This window comes from Phytohabitans flavus, assembly GCF_011764545.1.
GTDB lineage: Bacteria > Actinomycetota > Actinomycetes > Mycobacteriales > Micromonosporaceae > Phytohabitans > Phytohabitans flavus.
Window position 1 is genome coordinate 5544254 of sequence record NZ_AP022870.1, and the last position, 20109, is coordinate 5564362.

A 20109-nucleotide genomic window follows, 5' to 3' on the forward strand; every position below is an offset into this window, starting at 1 on the left:
TCCGCGATGACCGTGTCCATGTCGAGCGTGACGTTCGGGGTGGGCAGGGGGATGACGTTCGCGAACAGCTGCGAAGGGCCGTGCAGGTGCGCTGCGGCGCCGCCGTCACCAGCGGACGGTGGTGGCGGGTCGGTCTCGGCGCCGGCGACCAGGATGCCTTTGACCGTGCGGTAGGACGGGTCGCCAGCCGCGATCGCCTTGGTGCAGGCGGCCTCGAGACGGGCGGTGCCGTGCTTGTCGGCCAGTCCGAGCACGCCCTGCGCGGCGCGGAGCCGGAACAGAGCGTTGACCTCCAGAAGCCCGGCGATGACCTGAGCGCAGGCGGGGCCGATCTCGGCGGAGCGGGTGCGGCACCAGGTCGGCGTCCGCATCCGGAACGCGATCTTCTCGGGCGGATAGTGCCCGAAGTCGGTCTGCTTGCCTTGTGGCTTGCGGCCGTGCGTGGCGATCAGTTGTCCCTTGTGGAAGATCTGGACCACCAGCGGTGTCTCGCGGGCGTCGACACGCTGGCCGATGAACCGCCACGGCACCGAGTAGATCGTCTTACCGACCTTGGCGTGGATGTCCGGTCCCACCACCGCCGTCGACCACGTCGCCAACGCGAACGCCTTGCCAGGCAACGGTTGCAGCACTTCTGCTTCGACAGCCGCGAACACGGACGCCGGCGCCGCACCGCCCAGCGGCCGGCAGGACCTGCGGCCGGCGACCTCGGCGCACCACTGGGTCGCAGCGGCCTGCATCGCCTCCAGCGACGCGAACTGGCGACCGCGCCAGAAACTGTCCCGGATATACGGCATCGGCCGCTCGATGCGGGCCTTGTCCCGCGGCTTGCCGCGTCGGGCCGGGTCGACTAGCACCCCGTAGTGGGCGGCCAGTTCAGCATAGGAGCGGTTGATCTTCGGGTCGTAGAGGTCAGGCTTGTCCACCCCGGTGCGCAGGTTGTCCGGCACCAGCCGCCGCGGCGTGCCACCGAAGAACGCGAACGCCTCGATGTGTGCCTCGGTCCAGGCCCGCTGATCCATGGTCAGGACCGGCCGCACGAACATGTGCCGCGAACACGCAAGGACCATGGCGAACGCCCACACTCGACGCCGCTTGCCGGTCGCCGAATCTACCCAATGGCCCAGATGCCCGTAGTCGATCTGGGCCTCCTCACCCGGCGGGAAGTCCGTCTCATCGCGCAGCACCACGACCCGGTCCCGGCGCACCTGTTCCGGCAGGTTCGCCGCCACATACCGCTTCAACGACGCCACCGACGCGGTCAGGCCGTGCTCGTCCCGCAGCCGCTGGTGGATCGTCGCCTGCGTCACCCCCAACTTCAGCTGGGCAGTGATGTACTCGTGATGCTTAGCGATCTGCGGCCAGGTCACCTGCCGCAACCGGGTATCGGCCAACTGAGGGAACCACCGCGTCACCAGCGCCGCCCAGTCCTGCTGACTCATCGCCGGCCCACCCGGCACGAACCCAGCCGCGACCGCCGGGGCCAGGTACTTGCGGATCGTCTTACGATCCACACCCAGCGACGTGCCCACCTCGCTGATCGACCGGCCCGCGTACCAGTGGATGAAGATCTCGGTCACATCGACCACGTCGAACGTTCTCCTCGCCATCAGCTCCCTCACCCGTCACCCGGACAAGGGAGAACTCTTCAAGATCGCGAGGACCACCCCACTGGGAGCCCTAGGCGCCCAGGCGCCTCACCTGGGGAATTAGGTGAGCGAGCGGGTGGGGAATTACGTGAGCGTCAGACCGCTACAGGTGGGGAATTACGTGAGCGCCGACAGTTGGGCGGCCACCTCCGCCGGGTGGCGGCGTACCTGGCCGGCGGAGAAACGCAGGATCCGGTCGCCCTCGATCCAGATGTCGTTCTGTCGAACCATGTCCTCTTCCCAGTGCCGGACCTCCATGTGGTGGGCGCCGTCGACCTCGACGTGCAGCCGCCACTCCCGCCAGTACGCGTCCAAGAAACGCGTGCGGCCGTTCGCGTCCGTGCGCTGTTCCTGCAGGTCGGGTGCGGGTAGGCAGTGACGCCGGCAGAGCCGCAGGAAGTCGATCTCCGACAGGGCGGTCGCGCCGCCCTCGGCGTAGCGCGCAGTTTCGATGACGACCGCACGCCGCCGTGCCCTGGGCATCCGGTCGGTGACCGCGATGATCTCCGCCGGCGTTGCCAGGCGCTGCTGGCAACCGGCCGCGATGATCGCTCGGGCCTCGTCGTCGGTCCGCGCCCATGCGGCCGCATCCACGAGCGCGCGCGGCGTCGTTGTCCGCGTCGGGCGGGCGGCCTGGACGTGTTCGGCAGGAAGCACAGCGGTGCGGTGCACCCGCACGCCGGGCATGCCGGGCAGGAGCCCTCGCCGGGCGAGGGCGCTGGTGCGGGTCCCAGGGACGAGCAGGTCGATGGGTTCGGCGCGAAAGCCGCGCAGCCCCGCCTCGGCGGCCGCGGTCAGCCCGCCCAGCACAGCGTCCCCGCCCACCGACAGCACCGCGACCCACAGCTGCTGCTGGCGGTTGAGTTCGCCCGGATGGCTCACGAGAACGCCCCGGCACCATCGTCGCCACCGGCCCCTGGCCAGCAGATGCCGGACCTTCGAAGGGGTCAGCAGGCGGGCGGCCTGTGCCGCCGTGAGGACGTTGCTCTGCTCGAAGAGCACCCACTCGAACTCGTCCGCTTCGCCGCCGGGCAGTCGCATCGCGACAGTCCACTCCGGACCGAATCGACCTTCAGTCGCCCTGGCGACAGGAAATCGCCTAGATCTAGGACAGCGAAGAGGGGCCCGCGGGGGCGGGCCCCTCTTCTTTCTACTGTGGAGTTAGCCCAGCAGGTGGTCGAGCGACTTCTGCATCAGATCGTCGCGGGCCGCCGGTGCGAGGCCCTCCAGGCCGAAACCGGTGTAGACGGTGTCCGGGGTGACGACGATGCCGCCCTCCTCGAACGCCGTCTGCGTGCGCGACCAGTCGCCGCTGTTCGGGTCGGAGCCCGGCGCGGGGCCGGCCACCGTCCAGCCGCCCAGGTCGGTCTCGAACGAGGTCTCCGCCGCCGGCGCGCCGTTCGCGAAAACGCGCACGTCGTCGAGGAAGACGCCGAGGCCCTGGGTGGCCCAGTCGGACACGTACGAGATGGAGAGCTCGACCTGCTTGCCCGCGTACGCGGACAGGTCGACCGACCATTCCACCCAGCCGCCGGACGGGCCGGAGGCCGCGTTCCACGAACCGGTCGTGCCGGTGGGCGAGCAGTCCGCGCCCTGGTAGTGGGCGAGGAACGGGTGCAGCTGCGGCACCCAGCCCGCTGCGCAGCTCTCGCCGGTCTCGGTACCGGTGTGCCCGTTGGCGTCCGGCAGTGTGGTCCACGCGTCGGTGCCCACCTCGTGCGCCTCGACGAAGAGGAAGTCCCACGCCGCCTCGGTGTCGTACGAGCTCCAGAACCGCAGCTCGCCGCTTGACGCGCCGGTCAGGTCGACCGTACGGGTCAGCCGCTTGTACGACTGGTCCGACTGGCCACTGTAGACGTAGAACGCGCCGGTCAACGGGTCGAACGGTGCCGCGCCCGGCCGGTCCCAGCTGCCCGCGATCTCGCTCGTGAACTGCGGGAACTGCGCCGCCGGCAGGAAGCTGGACGTCGGCAGGAACGAGGCGGTGTGCGCCTGGTTGTCCGCCGAGCCCTCGGCGTTGAGCGTGCCGTTCCAGCCGGCCAGCGGCCCGCTGCCGTCGACCGGGTAGTGCGAGCCGTCCGCTGCCGTGCCACCGCCGCTGACGTATGTGTGCGCGCCCAGCCAGTACTGCGGGAAGTCGTTCAGCAGCGGCAGGCAGGTCACGTCGTCGGGGTTGGTGCACTCGGGCGGCGCGGCGGGGTTGTAGAAGTACGCACCGTTCGCACCCTGGGCGAACAGCGCGTTCTGCCCGCCGACGAGTGCCTTGCCACCCTCGTTCAGGTAGTCACGAACGGCCAGCTCGGTGTCGAGCGCGGCCTTCGTGGTCGTACCGGGCACCTGCCCCACCGACCGCTGGATCACGTCGTCGCCGGTCTCCCAGACCACCGCCTTGTAGTGCGAGAGCACGCCGAGGTGGTGGGGCGCCTTGCGGCCCTGGGTGTCGAAGTCGTAGACGTCGGTCGTGTACCCGGCCTTGTTGATCGCCGCGACGTGCTCGTCGGCGTACTTGGCCGAGGTGCCCTGCTGTGCCGGGCTGAGACCGGTCACGTCCTCTTCCGCGAGCACGAGGACCTGACCGCCGATGTCGCTGTTGACCGTGTACGTGAAGTGGTCGCTGGCCACGACGCCGACCTTCGGCTTGCGGCCGGTGAACCACACCTCGACCCGGTCACCCGGCTTCGCCCCGGTCACCTTGCCGCGCAGCTCGGCGTAGTAGTCGTCGTGGGTGCCGCCGTACTTCTCGCCACCCTTCCACTCCTTGACGTCCACGGTCTTCGGACGGGCGCCGTTGATCGTGTAGTGCATGTGGACGTCCTTGAGCGCCCGGCGGGCGATCGTGGCGACCGGCTGGTTGCGGCCGAACGACACGTCGAACGAGTCGATCACGAAGTCCGGGGTGCTGCGGCCGACGACCGAGACCGGCTCGTCGGGGTCCAGCGCCGACTTGCCCACCGCGAGCGCGAACGGGATGTTCTTCGCGACCTCGGCGGCGATCAGGTTTTCGTCGTCCGGGAAGATGAAGTCGCTGATGCAGTCTTCCGGCTCCCACGCGTCGTCCGGCACCGAGGCGGACACGGTGGTGCAGGTCGACATCTCCGGCGTGAAGCCCAGCGTGCCGTACTTTTCGGTCGCGTGGCTGTCAGTGTCACCGTTGGTGATGTAGAGCTCGGCCGAGATGTCCGGGTCGTAGCCGGGGATCGCCGGGTTGGCGTCGTCGCCGGCCATGGCCTTGTAGATCTCGTCGTCCGGGGTGGGTGTGGACTGCTGCCACCCGGCGCCGTAGAGCAGCAGCTCGGCGGCGGAGTGGTAGTTGATGAGGAACTCGAAGCCGACCCTGCGGAAGAACTTGTCGAGCGCCTGCGTCTCCGGCTCCGAGTTGGGCCCGGTGCCGCGGAACGTGTCGCTCGCGAGGTCGGTCGAGGAGCCCTCGTTGTCGTAGCCCCACTTGTACCCGAAGTTGCGGTTGAGGTCGACGCCGTCGAGCGTGGTGATCTGGCCGTCGCCGTCGTTGTCGCGCAGGTTCTTACGCCACAGGCGGTTGTCCCCGGTGAACGTGAAGTCGTACCCGTCCGGGTTGGCCACCGGGAGGAACCACAGCTCGGTGTTGTCGACGAGCTTGGTGATCTCGGCGTCCGTGCCGTACGAGTCGAGCATGTGGTGCATCAGCCGGCGGACCATCTCCGGCGTGATCCACTCACGGGCGTGCTGCGCACCCATGTAGAGCGTCGCGGGGCGCTTGCCGTCCTCGAGGTTCTTGGCATTCTTCGTGACCTTGACCGCGAGGATCGGCTGCCCGTTGATCGTCTTACCGACCGTCACCAGCTTCGCGATCTTGGGGTACCGGGCCGCAGTCGCCGTGAACTCGTCCCGGATGCCGCCCTTCTCGCTGTATGACCGGAAAGCGGACCATCCTTCCGCCGACTGCTCGCGCAGCGCCTGCGAGGCGGTCTTGCCCTCCACTTTCTTCGGCGACAGCTTCACGCCCTTGGTCGCGAGCTTCGCCGCTTGGAATCCGCTCAACACCAGCTCGACGGCAGTGTTGCCGGACTTGTCCGTGGCAGTCGACGCCTCTTCGAGGTCCACACCGGCGGACCGGGTGGTCTCGAGCTGTTGTGGCGTAAGCGTGCCGACGTACACCTCCAGCTTGTCCTGGCCGCCGCCGGGTCTCGACGGCGCCTGAGCTCCCGCCGGTATAGCGGGTGTCAACGCACCCACCAGAGTGAGCACGCAGGCTGTCGCCAACCGTGCTGTCCTCATCGCGCCTCCTCTATTTTGAAGGTCGTTCACGCGTGAGCTTCGTGTTACGGGCGGTGAGTGTCAATCACCCCTTCGGCCCTGGTGGATTTCAGAATGACCGTCGATACGCCGCGCCTGTCCACAGTGCGACCGCGAGTTCGGGCGGACCCCGGCGGGCCGACGCTCGTAGAATCAGCGGGTGGCTCCCGCAGTAGATCTTGAGACCGAGGCGCTCCGCGTCCTCCGCCGGGTCTTCGGATACGACGCGTTCCGGGGTGACCAGCGCGAGATCATCGAGCATGTGGTCGGGGGCGGCGACGCGCTCGTCCTCATGCCCACCGGCGGCGGCAAGTCGCTCTGCTACCAGATCCCCGCCCTGGTCCGCGAGGGCACCGCGGTGGTGGTCTCCCCGCTGATCGCGCTCATGCAGGACCAGGTCGACGCGCTGCGGGCGCTCGGGGTGCGGGCCGACTTCCTCAACTCGACGCTCGACTTCGACACCCGCCGGGCGGTCGAGGCGACCTTCCTCGCGGGCGACCTCGACCTGCTCTACCTGGCCCCCGAGGCGCTCGGCACGCCCGGCGTGCAGCGGCTGCTCGACCGCGGAAACATTGCGCTCTTCGCGATCGACGAGGCGCACTGCGTGTCGCAGTGGGGCCACGACTTCCGCCCCGACTACCTCGCGCTGTCGATGCTGCACGAGCGCTGGCCGGATGTGCCGCGCATCGCGCTCACCGCCACCGCCACCACGGCCACACACGCGGAGATCGCCAAGCGGCTCCAGCTCGAGGGTGCACGCCACTTCGTGGCGAGCTTCGACCGGCCCAACATCCAGTACCGGATCGTTCCCAAGAACGAGCCGCGCAAGCAGTTGCTCCACCTGCTGCGCACCGAGCACGCGGGCGACGCCGGCATCGTGTACTGCCTGTCCCGCGCTTCGGTGGAGAAGATCGCCGAGTTCCTTGTCGCGAACGGCGTCACCGCCCTGCCGTACCACGCCGGGCTCGACGCGCGCACCCGCGCCACCAACCAGTCTCGCTTCCTGCGCGAAGACGGGCTGGTCATGGTCGCCACGATCGCGTTCGGCATGGGCATCGACAAGCCCGACGTGCGCTTCGTCGCCCACCTCGACCTGCCCAAGTCGGTGGAGGGGTATTACCAGGAGACCGGCCGCGCCGGGCGCGACGGCCTCCCCTCGACCGCCTGGCTGGCGTATGGGTTGCAGGACGTCGTGCAGCTCCGCAAGCTGATCGACGGCTCAGAGGGCGACCTGGCCCACCGGCGCAACCTCGCCGCCCATCTCGACGCGATGCTGGCCCTGTGCGAGACCGTCGAGTGCCGGCGGGTGCAGCTGCTCGCGTATTTCGGGCAGGAGGGCAGCCCGTGTGGCAACTGCGACACATGCCTCGCGCCGCCGGAGTCGTGGGACGGCACGGTCGCCGCGCAGAAGCTGCTTTCCACCGTGCTGCGGCTGCACCGCGAGCGGGGCCAGCACTTCGGCGCCACCCAGTCGATCGACATCCTGCTCGGCAAGAAGACCGACAAGGTCACGCAGCACCGCCACGACCAGCTCACCGTCTTCGGCATCGGCACCGAGCTGAGCGAGAGCGAGTGGCGGGCGGTGGTGCGCCAGCTCCTGGCCCAGGGGCTGCTCGCGGTCGAAGGTGAGTACGGCACGCTCGCGCTCACCGAGGGCAGCAAGGGGTACTGAGCAAGCAGCGCAAGGTCAAGCTCCGCCGCGAGCCCGAGCGGGTCGCCACCGCCAAGGCCGCCAAGGCGCGCAGCGGTGCCGCGGCCCCGGTCCAGCTGTCGCCCGAGGCCGCGCCGGTCTTCGAGCGGCTGCGCGCATGGCGCGCCGCGACCGCGAAGGAGCAGGGCGTGCCGGCCTATGTCGTCTTCCACGACGCGACGCTCCGGCAGATCGCCGCCGAGTCGCCCAGGACCCTCGCCGCACTGAGCACGGTCAGCGGGGTCGGCGAGGCCAAGCTGGCCAAGTTCGGCCAGCAGATCCTGGAGACCTTAGCGGTCGGCGAGGACTAGCGCGCGGCGTTCGACCGCGACGGCGGCCATCAGGACACAACCCAGCGTTGGTACCGCCAGCGGCAACAGCTGCCAGGTGATGAGCACGAGCAGGGCGAGCGCCAGCACCAGGAGCAGGGACCCCGAAGGATCGCCCGTGGCGGCGCGGACGGTGGCCTGCCGTACCAAATCGGACCAGGAGCGACCGGGCGACCAGGTGGCCGCCGCGCGGAGCAGGACCACCGACAGGGCCGTCGCGGCTATGCCGCAGAACGCGGCGACGTAGGCGCCGCCGGGCACCGCGGCGCGCAGGAGCAGACCGTCCACAGTGACCACCGCGAACGCCGCGGCCACGCCGAGTGAAAGCTTGACGCTGCCCGGGAACGCGGCGCGGAAGCGGGCGAAGTAGGCACGTACCGCCGTCGTCTCACCCTCCACATGTGCCCGGATGTGCGCGCAGCCGGCCGCCAGCGCGGGCAGCAGCGTGACGAGCGGGAGTGCGAGCAGCGCGGTGAGGAGGCCGGCGAGCAGGCACTCTCCGAAGAGGACGAAGCGCCTCATCCCTTCAGCCCCGATGTGGAAACTCCCTCGACGAGGAAGCGTTGGAAGAACAGGAAGAAGAGGACGACCGGCACGAGCGCCAGCATCGACATCGCCATCAGCGCCCCGAAGTCGGAGCCGGACGCCTCGTCGACGAAGAGCTGGAGGGCGAGTGGCAGCGGGTACTTGTCCGGGGTGCTGAGGTAGATGAGCGGGCCGAAGAAGTCGTTCCAGCTCCAGATGAACGTGAAGATCGAGGTCGTGATCAGCGCCGGTCGGGCGAGCGGCAGGATGATGTGCCAGAAGATGCCCCAGTGCCCGGCGCCGTCAATCTTCGCCGACTCGTCGAGCTCGTGCGGGATGGTCCGCATGAACTGCACCATCAGGAAGACGAAGAACGCCTCGACCGCGAGAAACTTGCCGAGCAGCAGCGGCACGTACGTGTCGATGAGGTCGAGCCGCTGGAAGACCGCGTACTGCGGGATGATCAGCACGTGGAAGGGGAGCAGGAGCGTGGAGATCATCAGGGCGAACATGGCGCCTCGCCCCCGAAAGCGCAGCCGCGCGAAGGCGTAACCGGCGAGCGCCGACGAGGCGACAGTGCCCACAACGGACAGTACGGCGAGGACGGTCGAGTTCCAGAAGAAGCGGGCGATGCTGATGCCCGCGATGCCCTCGACCGCCCGCTCGTAGTTGACGGTCGTCGGCTCGGTCGGGAGCAGGCTGAGGCCGCCGATGATGTCCTCGGACGGCTTGAAGGTCGCGGCCACCACCCACACGATGGGGTACAGCACGATCGCCAGTACCGCGATGACGCCGGCGTGCCACGCCACAGTGGACAGTTTCATCGGCGGTCCCCGGAGTAGTAGACCCATCCGCGCGCGGTGCGGAAGAGGAACAGCGTGATGAGGCCGACGCCGAGCAGCAGCATCCACGCCATGGCCGAGGCGTAGCCCATGCGGAAGTCGGAGAAGCCCCGGTCGTAGAGGTAGATGGTGTAGAAGAGCGTGGTACCGGCGGGCGAGCCGTTGGGACCGCCCACGATGTAGGCCGACGTGAAGACCTGGAACGCGTTGATGGTCTCCAGCAGCAGGTTGAAGAAGACCACCGGCGAGATCATCGGCAGCGTGATGGCGCGGAAGCGCAGCCACCGCCCGGCACCGTCCACATGCGCCGCCTCGTGCAGCTCGACAGGCACCTGCTTGAGTCCGGCCAGGAAGATCACCATTGGCGCGCCAAGCTGCCACGCGCCCAGCAGCACCAGCATCATCAGCGAGAAGTCCGGGTTGCCGGCCCACCCACCGGTGTTGATGCCCACGACCCGCAGCATCCGGTCGACCACCGCGTCGTCGGTAAACAGCGCCTTCCACACGATGGCGAGGCTTACGCTCGCCCCGATCAGCGACGGCCCGTAGAACGCCGCCCGGTAGAAGCCCTGGCCCTTGCGCTTGTTGTTGAGCAGTACCGCGACGGCCAGCGCGGCGGCCAGCTTCACCGGCACCGCGACCGCGACGTAGATGGCGGTCACCTGTACCGACTTCAGCCACCGCGCGTCCTCGAACATCCGCTTGTAGTTGTCGAGGCCGACCCACTCAGGCGCGGTGAAGAGGTTGTAGTCGGTGAAGGAGAGGTACAGGGACGTGAGCATCGGGCCGATCGTCAGCAGCAGGACCCCGAGGATCCACGGGGAGAGGAAGAGGTACCCCGCCACCCCGTCGCCCGACCGGCGGGCCCGTGTGCGCGGGCCCGCCGGTTGTCCCGAGGCTTCCGCCTGGCGCGTTGGCGCGACAGTCGCCATCAGGATTCGAGCGTCTCATTCGCCTCGGTGAAGAACTGGTCCACCGCCTGGTCCACGCTGATCCGGCCGTACTGAAGCTCCTCCGAGATCCGGATGAACGACTGCTCGATCGTGCCGGCGCCCTTTGGCGGAGCGGGTGGCGCCTTCTCCAGCTGTCCCTTGATGCTCTCCTCGTACGCCGCCACCGCCGCGAACGGGCCCTCCAGCTTGACCGCCGCACGCTGGGCGTTGGTGGCTGGTATGCCTCGGTTTGCGCCGAGGATCTGGCCCGCCTCGGGGTCGTTGATGAAGAAGTCGATGAGCTTCGCGCTCTGCTCCGGGTGGTCCGACTTCGCCGAGACGCTCATCAGCATCGAGGGCTTGAGGTACTGCCCGAGCTGCGCCGGGTTGTCACTGGGCACCGGGCCGAGCTTGAGCTCGGTCTTGGTCGCGGCCGCGTACCGGGTCATGAAGTTGTCCCAGCCCAGGTCGCCGGCGATCAGGTCGAGCTCGAGCGCGAACTTCGGCTTGATCTGCACGCCCTTCTCGACCGGCAGCACGATCTTGGCGTCGGCGAGCTGCTTGCCCTCCTCGAAGAACTTGGCCAGCCGCGGCTTGTCGAAGCCCAGCTTGCCGTCCTCGGTGTAGAGCAGCTTGCCCTCTTGGCGGAGCTGCACCTCGAGGTTGTAGTACGTGCCGATGTAGTTGCCACCGCCGTACACCTTGCCGCCGGTGCTCTTTGTGATCTTCTCCATCGCGGAGCGGTAGTCGGTCCACGTCCAGCCGAGCTTCGGCTCCGGCACGCCCGCCGTGGCGTACGCCGCCGGGCTGTAGACGTAGCCCCACGTGTTGCCGGCGACCGGCACGGCGTAGAGCCCGTCGTCGACCTCGCCGGCACCCTTGAGCCCTTCGAGCAGGTCACCGGTGTCGAGGTTTTGGCCCTCCTGCTTCTTGAGGTCGTAGAGCGCGCCACGGTCGGCGTACTCCCGCAGGTAGGCGAAGTCCATCTGGAGCACGTCCGGCGCGTTGCCGCCGGCCGTATCGGTGGCCATCTTCTGCCAGTACGCCTCGAACTCCTGGAAGCTCGGGGTGACCTTGATGTTGGGGTTCTTCGTCTGGAACAGGTCGATCGCCTTCTGCACCAGGGCGGCGCGGTCGGCGTTGCCCCACCACGAGTAGCGCAGCGTGACCGGCCCCGACTCCGCCTCGCCGTCCCCGCCGCAGGCCGCACCGGCGAAGACGAGCGAGGCGGCGGCGAGAACGGTCGTGAACCGTTTCATAACGCCCATGTGAGAACCTCCGAGGCCCAAGTGAGGTGCGCCACAGGTAAGCGCTTGCCTGGCCCAGGTTATGGTCGCGTTACATCGACGTCAATGCCGGTCCTAAAACGTTACAACCGCGTGATGTTGGGCTGGAGCCCAAACAAAAGAGGAGTTGATCAGGGAGTTTGTGAGGTGGCGCACCGGCGGACACGCCCACCAAGTCCCTGATCAGCTGCGAGAGGGGGGCGGCGGGGGCGGGCTTAGGAAAGTCCCCGCGGCGGTAACCGCGAGGACCACCCGCTTTGCCTTCGGCACAGGGCCGCTGCTCCTTTTGGGGCGCCAGCAGGAAGTCTGCAACCACGCCGCCCCCGAGGTCACTAGCTTGCGCGCTTCGCAAACGCGACATGTCTCTAAGAGGCCACCTTGTCAGAGGCTCGCGCCAGCGGTACCGAAAATGCGCTGGCCAGGCGGGATAAGCTTGTGGGGACATGGATCGGGAGTTGCGACTGGCCGCTCGCCGGGAGAGCGTGCCGGAGATCACTTACCCCGAGGCGCTACCGGTCAGCCAGAAGAGAGACGACATCCTCGCGGCCATCCGCGACCACCAGGTCGTGATCGTGGCCGGCGAGACCGGCTCCGGCAAGACCACCCAGCTGCCCAAGATCTGCCTTGAGCTGGGGCGTGGCGTCGAGGGGTTGATCGGCCACACCCAGCCTCGGCGGATCGCGGCGCGGACCGTCGCCGACCGGATCGCCGAGGAGCTGGGCACGCCGCTGGGCTCCACCGTCGGGTACAAGGTGCGCTTCACCGACAAGGTGAGCGACGGCACGCTGGTCAAGCTGATGACCGACGGCATCCTGCTGGCGGAGATCCAGCACGACCGGATGCTGCGGCAGTACGACACGCTGATCATCGACGAGGCGCACGAGCGCAGCCTCAACATCGACTTCATCCTCGGGTACCTCAAGCGGCTCCTCCCCCGCCGCCCCGACCTGAAGGTCATCATCACCTCGGCCACGATCGACCCGGAGCGGTTCTCCCAGCACTTCGACGGCGCCCCTATCGTCGAGGTCTCCGGCCGCACGTACCCCGTGGAGGTGCGCTACCGGCCGATCGGCGAGGACGACGAGGAGCAGGACCAGACGCAGGCGATCCTCGACGCGGTCGACGAGCTGTCCGCCGAGGGGCCGGGCGACATCCTCGTCTTCCTCTCCGGCGAGCGGGAGATCCGGGACGCCACCGACGCCCTGCGCAAGCGCGACCTGCGGCACACCGAGATCCTGCCGCTCTACGCCCGCCTGTCCACCGCGGAGCAGCACCGGGTGTTCCAGGCGCACACCGGGCGCCGCGTCGTGCTCGCCACCAACGTGGCGGAGACCTCGCTGACCGTGCCCGGCATCAAGTACGTGGTGGACCCCGGGACCGCGCGCATCTCCCGGTACAGCCACCGGCTCAAGGTGCAGCGCCTGCCGATCGAGCCGATCTCGCAGGCCTCGGCCAACCAGCGCAAGGGCCGCTCCGGCCGTACCTCCGACGGCATCTGCATCAGGCTCTACTCCGAGGACGACTTCGTGTCCCGGCCGGAGTTCACCGATCCGGAGATCCTGCGCACCAACCTCGCCTCGGTCATCCTCCAGATGCGCGCGCTGGGGCTCGGTGACATGGCCGCGTTCCCGTTCGTGGAGCCGCCGGACCGGCGCAACATCAAGGACGGCGTCGACCTGCTCCACGAGCTCGGCGCGCTCGACGGAGAGCGGCTTACCAAGCTCGGCCGCCGCCTCGCCCAGCTGCCGGTCGACCCGCGGCTGGGGCGGATGGTGCTGGAGGCCGAGCGCAACGCTTGCGTACACGAGGTGCTCGTCATCGCCGCCGCACTGTCCATACAGGACCCGCGCGAGCGGCCGGCCGACAACCAGCAGGCCGCCGACGAAAAACACGCCCGCTTCGTCGACAAGGAGTCGGACTTCCTCGCGTACCTCAACCTGTGGAAGTACGTGGAGGAGCAGCAGAAGGCCCTGTCGTCGAACCAGTTCCGGCGGATGTGCCGCAACGAGTTCCTCAACTACCTTCGGGTACGCGAGTGGCAAGACCTGTACGGGCAGCTGCGCCAGGTGGTCAAGCCGCCCAAGGCACCTCCCGCCGACGGGCAGCGGATCCACCTGTCGCTCCTCAGTGGACTACTCTCCCACGTCGGTCTGAAGAACACCCAGCGGCACGAGTACCTTGGCGCGCGCGGCGCCAAGTTCGGCATCTTCCCCGGCTCCGCGCTCTTCAAGAAGCAGCCGCAGTGGGTGATGGCCGCCGAGCTTGTGGAGACGTCCCGGCTGTGGGCGCGCATCGTGGCCAAGGTGGAGCCGGAGTGGGTGGAGAAGCTCGCCGGCCACCTGGTCAAGCGCAGTTACAGCGAGCCGCACTGGGAGAAGAAGCAGGGCGCGGTGATGGCGGTCGAGCGGGTCACGCTCTACGGCGTACCGCTGGTCACCGGCCGCAAGGTGAACTTCGGCCGGATCGACCCGCCGCTGGCCCGCGAGCTGTTCATCCGGCACGCGCTTGTAGAGGGTGACTGGGAGACGCACCACGCGTTCTTCCAGGACAACCGGGACCTGCTCGCCGAGGTGGAGGAGCTTGAGCACCGGGCCCGGCGGCGGGACATCCTGGTCGACGACGAGACGCTTTTCGCCTTCTACGACCAGCGGCTCCCCGCCGACGTGGTCTCGGCGCGGCACTTCGACAGCTGGTGGAAGAAGACCCGCCAAACGCAGCCCGACCTGCTCACGTTCGAGAAGGCCATGCTCATCAACGAGCGGGCCGGCAACGTGCGGGCGACCGACTACCCGGACGAGTGGCGGCAGGGCGAGCTGGCGCTGAGGCTCACCTACCAGTTCGAACCGGGGACCGGTGCCGACGGCGTGACCGTCCACATTCCACTGCCGCTGCTCTCCCGGGTACGTCCGGAAGGCTTCGACCGCCAGGTGCCTGGACTGCGCGAGGAAGTCGTGGTGGCGCTGATCCGGTCGCTGCCCAAGCCGGTGCGGCGCAACTTCGTACCGGTGCCCGACTACGCCCGCGCCGCGCTGGACCGGATGTCGCCGGACGGCTCGCTGCTCGACGCGCTGGAGCGGGAGCTGCGCCGGATGACCGGTACACCCGTGCCACGCGACGCCTGGGACCTGTCGAAGGTGCCGGACCACCTGCGCATGACGTTCCGGGTGGAGGACGACGCCGGTGCCACCCTCGCCGAGGGCAAGGACCTGGCGGCGCTCCAGGACCGACTCCGGGCCACCGTCCGCGAGACGGTCACCGCCGCGGCACCCGGCATCACCCGGCACGGCCTGCGCACGTGGGATCTCGGCGCGCTGCCCCGCACGGTCCAGCAGGAGCGCGCCGGGTACGCGGTGACGGCGTACCCCGCGCTCGTCGACGAGGGCGAGGCGGTCGGCGTCGGCGTCTTCGAGACGGAGGCCGAGCAGCGGTACGCGATGTGGCAGGGCAGCCGCAAGCTGCTGCTCCTCAGCCTCGCCACGCCCGCGAAGGTCATGCAGGGCCGGCTGTCCAATGAGGACAAGCTGGCGCTCAGCCGCAACCCGCACCGAAGCGTGGCCGACCTGCTGGAGGATGCCGCGGGTGCGGTCGTCGACCAGCTGATGGCGGATGCGGGCGGCCCGGCGTGGGACGAGGACGGCTTCGGGAAGCTGCGTGACGCGGTCCGCACCGGGTACGTGGACGGGCTCGTCGCGGTGGTCGCCCAGGTGCGGCGGGTGCTCGCCGCCGCGTACCAGGTGGAGCAGCGCCTCAAAACGCTGTCTTACTCCCCTAACCGCGGGGGCCCGGAATGCGCCTCGACCTCATGCCCTCGCTCGCGGACGCCCGGGCCCAGCTCTCCTCGCTTGTCTTCCGCGGCTTCATCACCGCGACCGGCCGGCGGCGCCTGTCCGACCTGGGCCGCTACCTCACCGCGATCGAGCGCCGGTTGGACCGGCTGCCGCAGAACCCGCAGCGTGACCTCCAGCAGACCCGGGTGGTCGAGGAGATCCAGCGGGAGTACGCGCAACTGCGGCAGGAGTTGCCGCCGAGCGACGCGCTCCACGAGATCCGCTGGATGATCGAGGAGCTGCGTATCAACCTGTTCGCGCAGGCTCTCGGCACCGCGTACCCCATCTCAGAACAGCGCATATACCGCGCAATGGACAGCTTGTAGGTCCAGCCAGGGCGCAATCTGCCACCTGGCAGATTGCGCTATTGCCATAAGCCTCCTAGCCACCGATAGTGAGGGGTAGCGAAGGAGGCCGCGATGAGCATCGACCACCTCAGCCGTCCGGGCCGGTCGCCCGGTTCCACCACCTTCTACAACCAGCGCGGCGTCGCCGTCACCGACCAGTGGCTGGTCGTGGGCGGCAGGCGGTTTCAGATCGCCGAGCTGGACCACTTCGAGCGAGCCCGTGGGCCGATGTCGTCCCCCGTTCGCGCAGCCCTCCTAATCGGCGTCGCCGAGCTTGTCGTCGTGGCGCCGGTGGCGTTCGTGTTCAGCACGCCAGCGGCCTGGGCCATCGCCGCGCTCACCGCGGCGGCCGCCTTGGGAGGCATGATGTTCGCCGGCCAGCGGTGGCCGGCGAGCTTCCAGATGTGGGCCGACTACCGGAGTCGGCCCACATTGCTTTTCGAGACCGGTAACGAGCAGGAATTCGGTCAGGTCAGCCGGGCGCTGATCCGCGCCATCGAGCGCGGCAGGCGAAGCCCGCACCGGTGAGACCCGGCCCTGCGTCCGGACCGCCTGCCACAGCCCGGACGCGCGGAGCCGGCCGGGGCCATTGGCCCCGGCCGGCGTCATCACCCGACCGTGCAGGCCGTGGTGTTGAGCGAGAACGCGGTAGGTCGGTTGTTGGTACCGCTCCAGGTGGCGTTGAACCCGACGCCGTCGAGGGTCTGGCCGGGGTTCAGCGTGCCGTTCCAGGTGGCGTTCGTGACCGGCACGCGGGCCCCGTCCTGAGTGACGACTCCGTTCCAGAGCTGGGTGATCTGCTGCCCGTTGGGGAAGACGAAGCGCAGCGTCCAGGCGTCCGGGATCGGCGTGGAGCCCGTGTTGGTGATGGACATGTTGATCTGGAACCCGGTGGTCCACTGGCTCTCCACCCGGTACGTGACCCGGCAGCTGGCCGGTGGCACGTTGCCTTCGGCGAAGAACACGTTGCGGGGCAGTTCGGCGCGGGGAACGTCGCTGTTGAGCGCGATCAGGTCGCCGAGGTTACGGCGGTAGTCGATGCCGTAGGTGTTCTGGATGTACTGGAGGGCTGGGTCGTTGGCGTAGAAGAAGCGGTCGCCGTCGCGCAGCCGCTGGAACTCGCGGGTCCAGATGGCCCGCTGGAGCTCGCCGAACTCGGTACCCGGCACGTGCGGCTCGGCCAGCGCGCCGACGAACGCGTCGACGTTGTTGACGTTGCCGTACACGCCCTGGAGGCGGGCGGCGAGCGGGCTGGCCCGGTTGAACCGCACCGGGGTACCTTCCACGGCGTCCTCGTCGGCCTGGTCGACCTCGGCGTTGAAGACGTCGAACAGCCGCGGGAAGTTCAGGCTGGCCGGGTTGTCCAGCCCGGTCCCCGGCGGGAACGCCGCGCTGGACTCGCCGGTGATCTGGGTGAACGACGTGCGGGTCGGCAGCCCGTACGCCTGGCGCATCTGGTTGTACGTCGGCATGCCGTGGTCCCGGCCCCGCTCGACGTCGATCGCGCCGAGGTCGAGCACCGCGTCGAAGCACTCGGGCAGCCCTTCACCGTCCAGGCACTCCGGGTTGCCGGAGACCGGGATCTGGAAGAGCACGCTGCGCAGCTGGTTGTCGATCATTTCCTCGTTCTTGTACTGCGGCTCGCCGCCGATCGCCTGGAGCACGGGCCCGAGCCCGACCGAGGGCACCAGGTTGGGGTTGAAGAAGGCGCGGTTGAGCGGGACGACCAGCTCGACCTCGTCGCCGTCCTGGACGATCTCGATGCCCTGTGCTTGGAACGCGGCAAGCTGGGCGGGCGTGTACCGGTCGGCATCAGCGGCGATCTCCATCTCGCCGTGGATCTGGCTGTGCACCCGGTACCCGACGGTGGCGAACTCGTTCGAGAGCGCGGTGTTGATGTTCGCGTTGTAGCCCCGGTACGCGGGCAGGCTGATGCCCATCGCCGGTAGCCACTCGCTGTAGGTGATGTACTGCTGCTCGGCCATCACGACCCGGCGGGCGATCTGGAACTTGTCCTCTTCGGACAGCGACGCGGGCAGCAGGCCCACGATCCGGTTGTGCTCGCGCGCCATGAGGGTGTGCGTCGCGGTCAGGAACAGGTTCTCGTTGGCCCGTACGTCACCGGCGACCATCGCGCTGGCCGGGTTGGCCCGCAGGATGCCGTCGATCTCCATCGCCGGCGCGGTCGAGGCGTTGCCCCGCGCGTTCGCCCGTGGCAGGTAGCTGTTCTGGAGTAGCAGGCGGGCGTTGTTGTTGGCCGGGTTGCCGTCGACCGTGCCTTCCCGCAGCCAGTCCAGGCGCGCGTTGGTGCCGCCGTAGATGGCGAACCCGTTGATGTACGACGGGTTGGTGTTCACCTGCTGGCGGGCGCTCGTCGCTCCGGTCCCGGGGGCCGGATCGGAGCGGGCGAACGGAATGAATCCGAGCGTGTTCTCGAACTCCTCCAGGGGATCATTCGCATTGAATGGGATGTTGGCCGTCTCCCCCGCTGGATCACCCGGTGCCCGACCCAGCCGGAGGCCGAACGTGTGATCCAGCAACTGTCCCCAGGTCCACCCCCACGCCGTCACCTGGCGCTCGGAGAAGACATTCTGGGACACGTCGTTGAATACCCGGTTGCTGATGTAACGAGAGTTCGGCCCACTCACCGGCCGGCTCCGCCCGTCCGCGTAACGGGCCGCCGCGACCCGCGAGTACGGCTGGTTGGCCTGGCCCCACGTGGGATTGGCCGCGTTGTTACCGGACCCGTCCAGGCTCTGCACCGTGAACGGAACGGCCAACGTGGACACATCCGCCGCGGCGAACGCGGGCACGGACGGACCAGCGACCGTTGTGAGGATGACGATCCCGACGAGAATTGGCGCACGAAGGCAGGGTCTTTTCCGCATCGTACCTCCCATGCAAGCGGTTCTATAAACAACGAAGGCGTGCGATTTGGCGCCCCGGATGAAACCGCGTGCCTGGTTCGGAAGACTGATCCCGTCAAATTTCGAAGTCAATAGATTCAAATAAACGCAAAACCCTTGGGGGTTACAGTTATCGAAAAGGCATCGATAAGTCGGGTAACACGGGGCGGGCCCGGCACCGGTAGGGTTGGGCGGCGTGACTGCCACGACGCCCCGCACCTTGCTCGGCGCGGCGATCCCCGCACCGTCTGCGGCCCGCTTCCGCGCCGACGAGCTGGCCGCGCTGGCCACCCTCCAAGATGTACTCGACGCTGACATCGCGCCCGCTGCGGCGCAGGCCGATGCCACGGGCCGCTACCCCACCGCCTCGGTTGCGGCACTCAAGCGCAGCGGCATCCTCCAGAGTGGACTGCCCGCGGAGTGGGGCGGCCTCGGCGCGTCCCACCGCGTCTCCCTCGAGGCGCAGGTGCGGATCGCGGCCGCCGACTCGTCCGTCGCGCAGATATTCAAGGTGCACGACGAGCTGACCCGCGAGATCTTCGTCTACTGCCCGGACGAGCTGCGCCCCACGCTTTCCGGAAGGATCCGGGACGGCGCGATCCTCGGGCTGGCCGTCGCCGAGTCCGGGCACAAGGTGGACGACCCGTGGCGCACCGTCGTGACACCCAAGCCCGACGGCGGGTTCACTGTGGACGGCGAGAAGATCTACACGACCGGCGCGGCCGAGGCGGACCTGATCGCCGTGTGGGCGTTCAACCCGGCGGCCGAGGGCGCGGCGGAAAACTTCTTCCTCGGCCTCCAACTCAACCTGACACCGCCCGACGCCGAGGGAGTCACCGTCCACCGCGACTGGGACATGCTCGGCCAGCGCGCGACCGATTCGGGGACGGTGACGTTCCGCCAGGTGCGCACCGACCCGGCGCTGCGGGCGAGCGTGCCCGGCCGCGCCCCGCTCCCGCAGAATTCGCTTCGCTACCAGGCCGGCTTCGCCGCCGTACTCGTGGGAATCGGGATCGGCGCGCTGAGCGCGGCGGTGCCGTTCGTGGCGTCACGGGCCCGCCCGTGGCCGCCCGCCGGTGTGGACAGTGCAGCCGAGGACCCCGTCGTGAAGCGGCTCGCCGGCGAGCTGACCGCGGGGCTCGCGGCGGCGTACGCGCTGACGATGGCGACCGGTGACTTGCTGGACGCGTTCGAGCGGGGCGAGTTGAGCCGCACCGAGCTCGCCGTGCCGATCTTCGCCGCGAAGACGGCCGCCACGAAGGCCGCGCTGGCCGCGACGACCGACGCGTTCGCCCTGATGGGGACCAGCTCGACGCGCACCGGCACCGGGTTCGACAGGTACTGGCGGGACGCCCGGACGCTGGCCCTGCACGACCCGGTGGACTGGAAGCACATCGAGATCGGCGCTAACGTCCTGTCGGGTTGGGACCCGCCGCCCGGAATTTATACCTGACGCGTGTTCATCCGATAATCCAGCAGCACCGTATTGGACCGGAGGGGA

9 protein-coding genes and 3 pseudogenes are annotated in these 20109 nt (G+C 68.8%); 4 read left to right on the plus strand and 8 right to left on the minus strand.

Translation table 11 applies throughout. The features are described from left to right. Positions 1-68: 68 nt before the first annotated feature. The 3 genes and pseudogenes from istA to Pflav_RS24195 form a co-directional block, all read right to left on the minus strand. A pseudogene (gene istA, locus Pflav_RS24185) lies at positions 69-1589 on the minus strand (IS21 family transposase); the annotation flags it as partial. 177 nt (positions 1590-1766) lie between these two features. Continuing rightward, on the minus strand, positions 1767-2690 hold the full coding sequence (locus tag Pflav_RS24190; protein ID WP_173038434.1) for an endonuclease domain-containing protein: 924 nt from the start codon (positions 2688-2690) through the stop codon (positions 1767-1769). A gap of 120 nt (positions 2691-2810) precedes the next feature. Next, entirely contained in the window at positions 2811-5906 is a 3096-nt protein-coding gene (locus Pflav_RS24195) for a M14 family metallopeptidase (RefSeq protein ID WP_173038435.1), read from the minus strand. A 178-nt stretch (positions 5907-6084) separates the two neighbouring features. On the opposite strand from Pflav_RS24195, the pseudogene recQ reads away from it, so the two are divergent. Beyond that, positions 6085-7925, plus strand: a pseudogene (recQ, locus tag Pflav_RS24200) (DNA helicase RecQ). Here recQ and Pflav_RS24205 read toward each other — a convergent pair. From Pflav_RS24205 to Pflav_RS24220, 4 genes are all read right to left on the minus strand, one after another. Continuing rightward, complete coding sequence (locus tag Pflav_RS24205) at positions 7905-8465, minus strand: DUF624 domain-containing protein (protein WP_173038436.1); 561 nt, start codon at positions 8463-8465, stop codon at positions 7905-7907. The pseudogene recQ and the gene Pflav_RS24205 sit on opposite strands and share 21 nt — an antisense overlap. Then, positions 8462-9292 carry a carbohydrate ABC transporter permease gene (locus tag Pflav_RS24210; RefSeq protein WP_232071840.1) on the minus strand — a complete coding sequence of 277 codons (831 nt, stop codon included), beginning with the start codon at positions 9290-9292 and terminating at the stop codon, positions 8462-8464. Before Pflav_RS24210 ends, Pflav_RS24205 begins: the two co-directional genes overlap by 4 nt. Beyond that, on the minus strand, positions 9289-10155 hold the full coding sequence (locus Pflav_RS24215; RefSeq protein WP_232071842.1) for a carbohydrate ABC transporter permease: 867 nt from the start codon (positions 10153-10155) through the stop codon (positions 9289-9291). The genes Pflav_RS24210 and Pflav_RS24215 overlap by 4 nt, the downstream gene beginning before the upstream one ends. An 86-nt stretch (positions 10156-10241) precedes the next feature. Then, positions 10242-11510: an ABC transporter substrate-binding protein gene (locus tag Pflav_RS24220; RefSeq protein WP_173038439.1), complete on the minus strand. Its 1269-nt coding sequence runs from the start codon at positions 11508-11510 to the stop codon at positions 10242-10244. 470 nt (positions 11511-11980) lie between these two features. Here Pflav_RS24220 and hrpA point away from each other — a divergent pair. Together hrpA and Pflav_RS24230 are read left to right on the plus strand one after the other, a co-directional pair. Then, positions 11981-15681: pseudogene (gene hrpA / locus Pflav_RS24225) on the plus strand (ATP-dependent RNA helicase HrpA); the annotation flags it as partial. A 93-nt stretch (positions 15682-15774) separates the two neighbouring features. Continuing rightward, positions 15775-16230 (plus strand): DUF6232 family protein, encoded by a 456-nt coding sequence (locus Pflav_RS24230; protein ID WP_173038440.1) that lies wholly within the window; start codon positions 15775-15777, stop codon positions 16228-16230. A gap of 80 nt (positions 16231-16310) precedes the next feature. On the opposite strand, the gene Pflav_RS24235 is transcribed toward Pflav_RS24230, so the two are convergent. After that, complete coding sequence (locus tag Pflav_RS24235; protein WP_232071844.1) at positions 16311-18515, minus strand: peroxidase family protein; 2205 nt, start codon at positions 18513-18515, stop codon at positions 16311-16313. A 289-nt stretch (positions 18516-18804) separates the two neighbouring features. On the opposite strand from Pflav_RS24235, the gene Pflav_RS24240 reads away from it, so the two are divergent. After that, complete coding sequence (locus Pflav_RS24240) at positions 18805-20061, plus strand: acyl-CoA dehydrogenase family protein (RefSeq protein ID WP_197938729.1); 1257 nt, start codon at positions 18805-18807, stop codon at positions 20059-20061. The last annotated feature ends 48 nt before the right edge of the window (positions 20062-20109 follow it).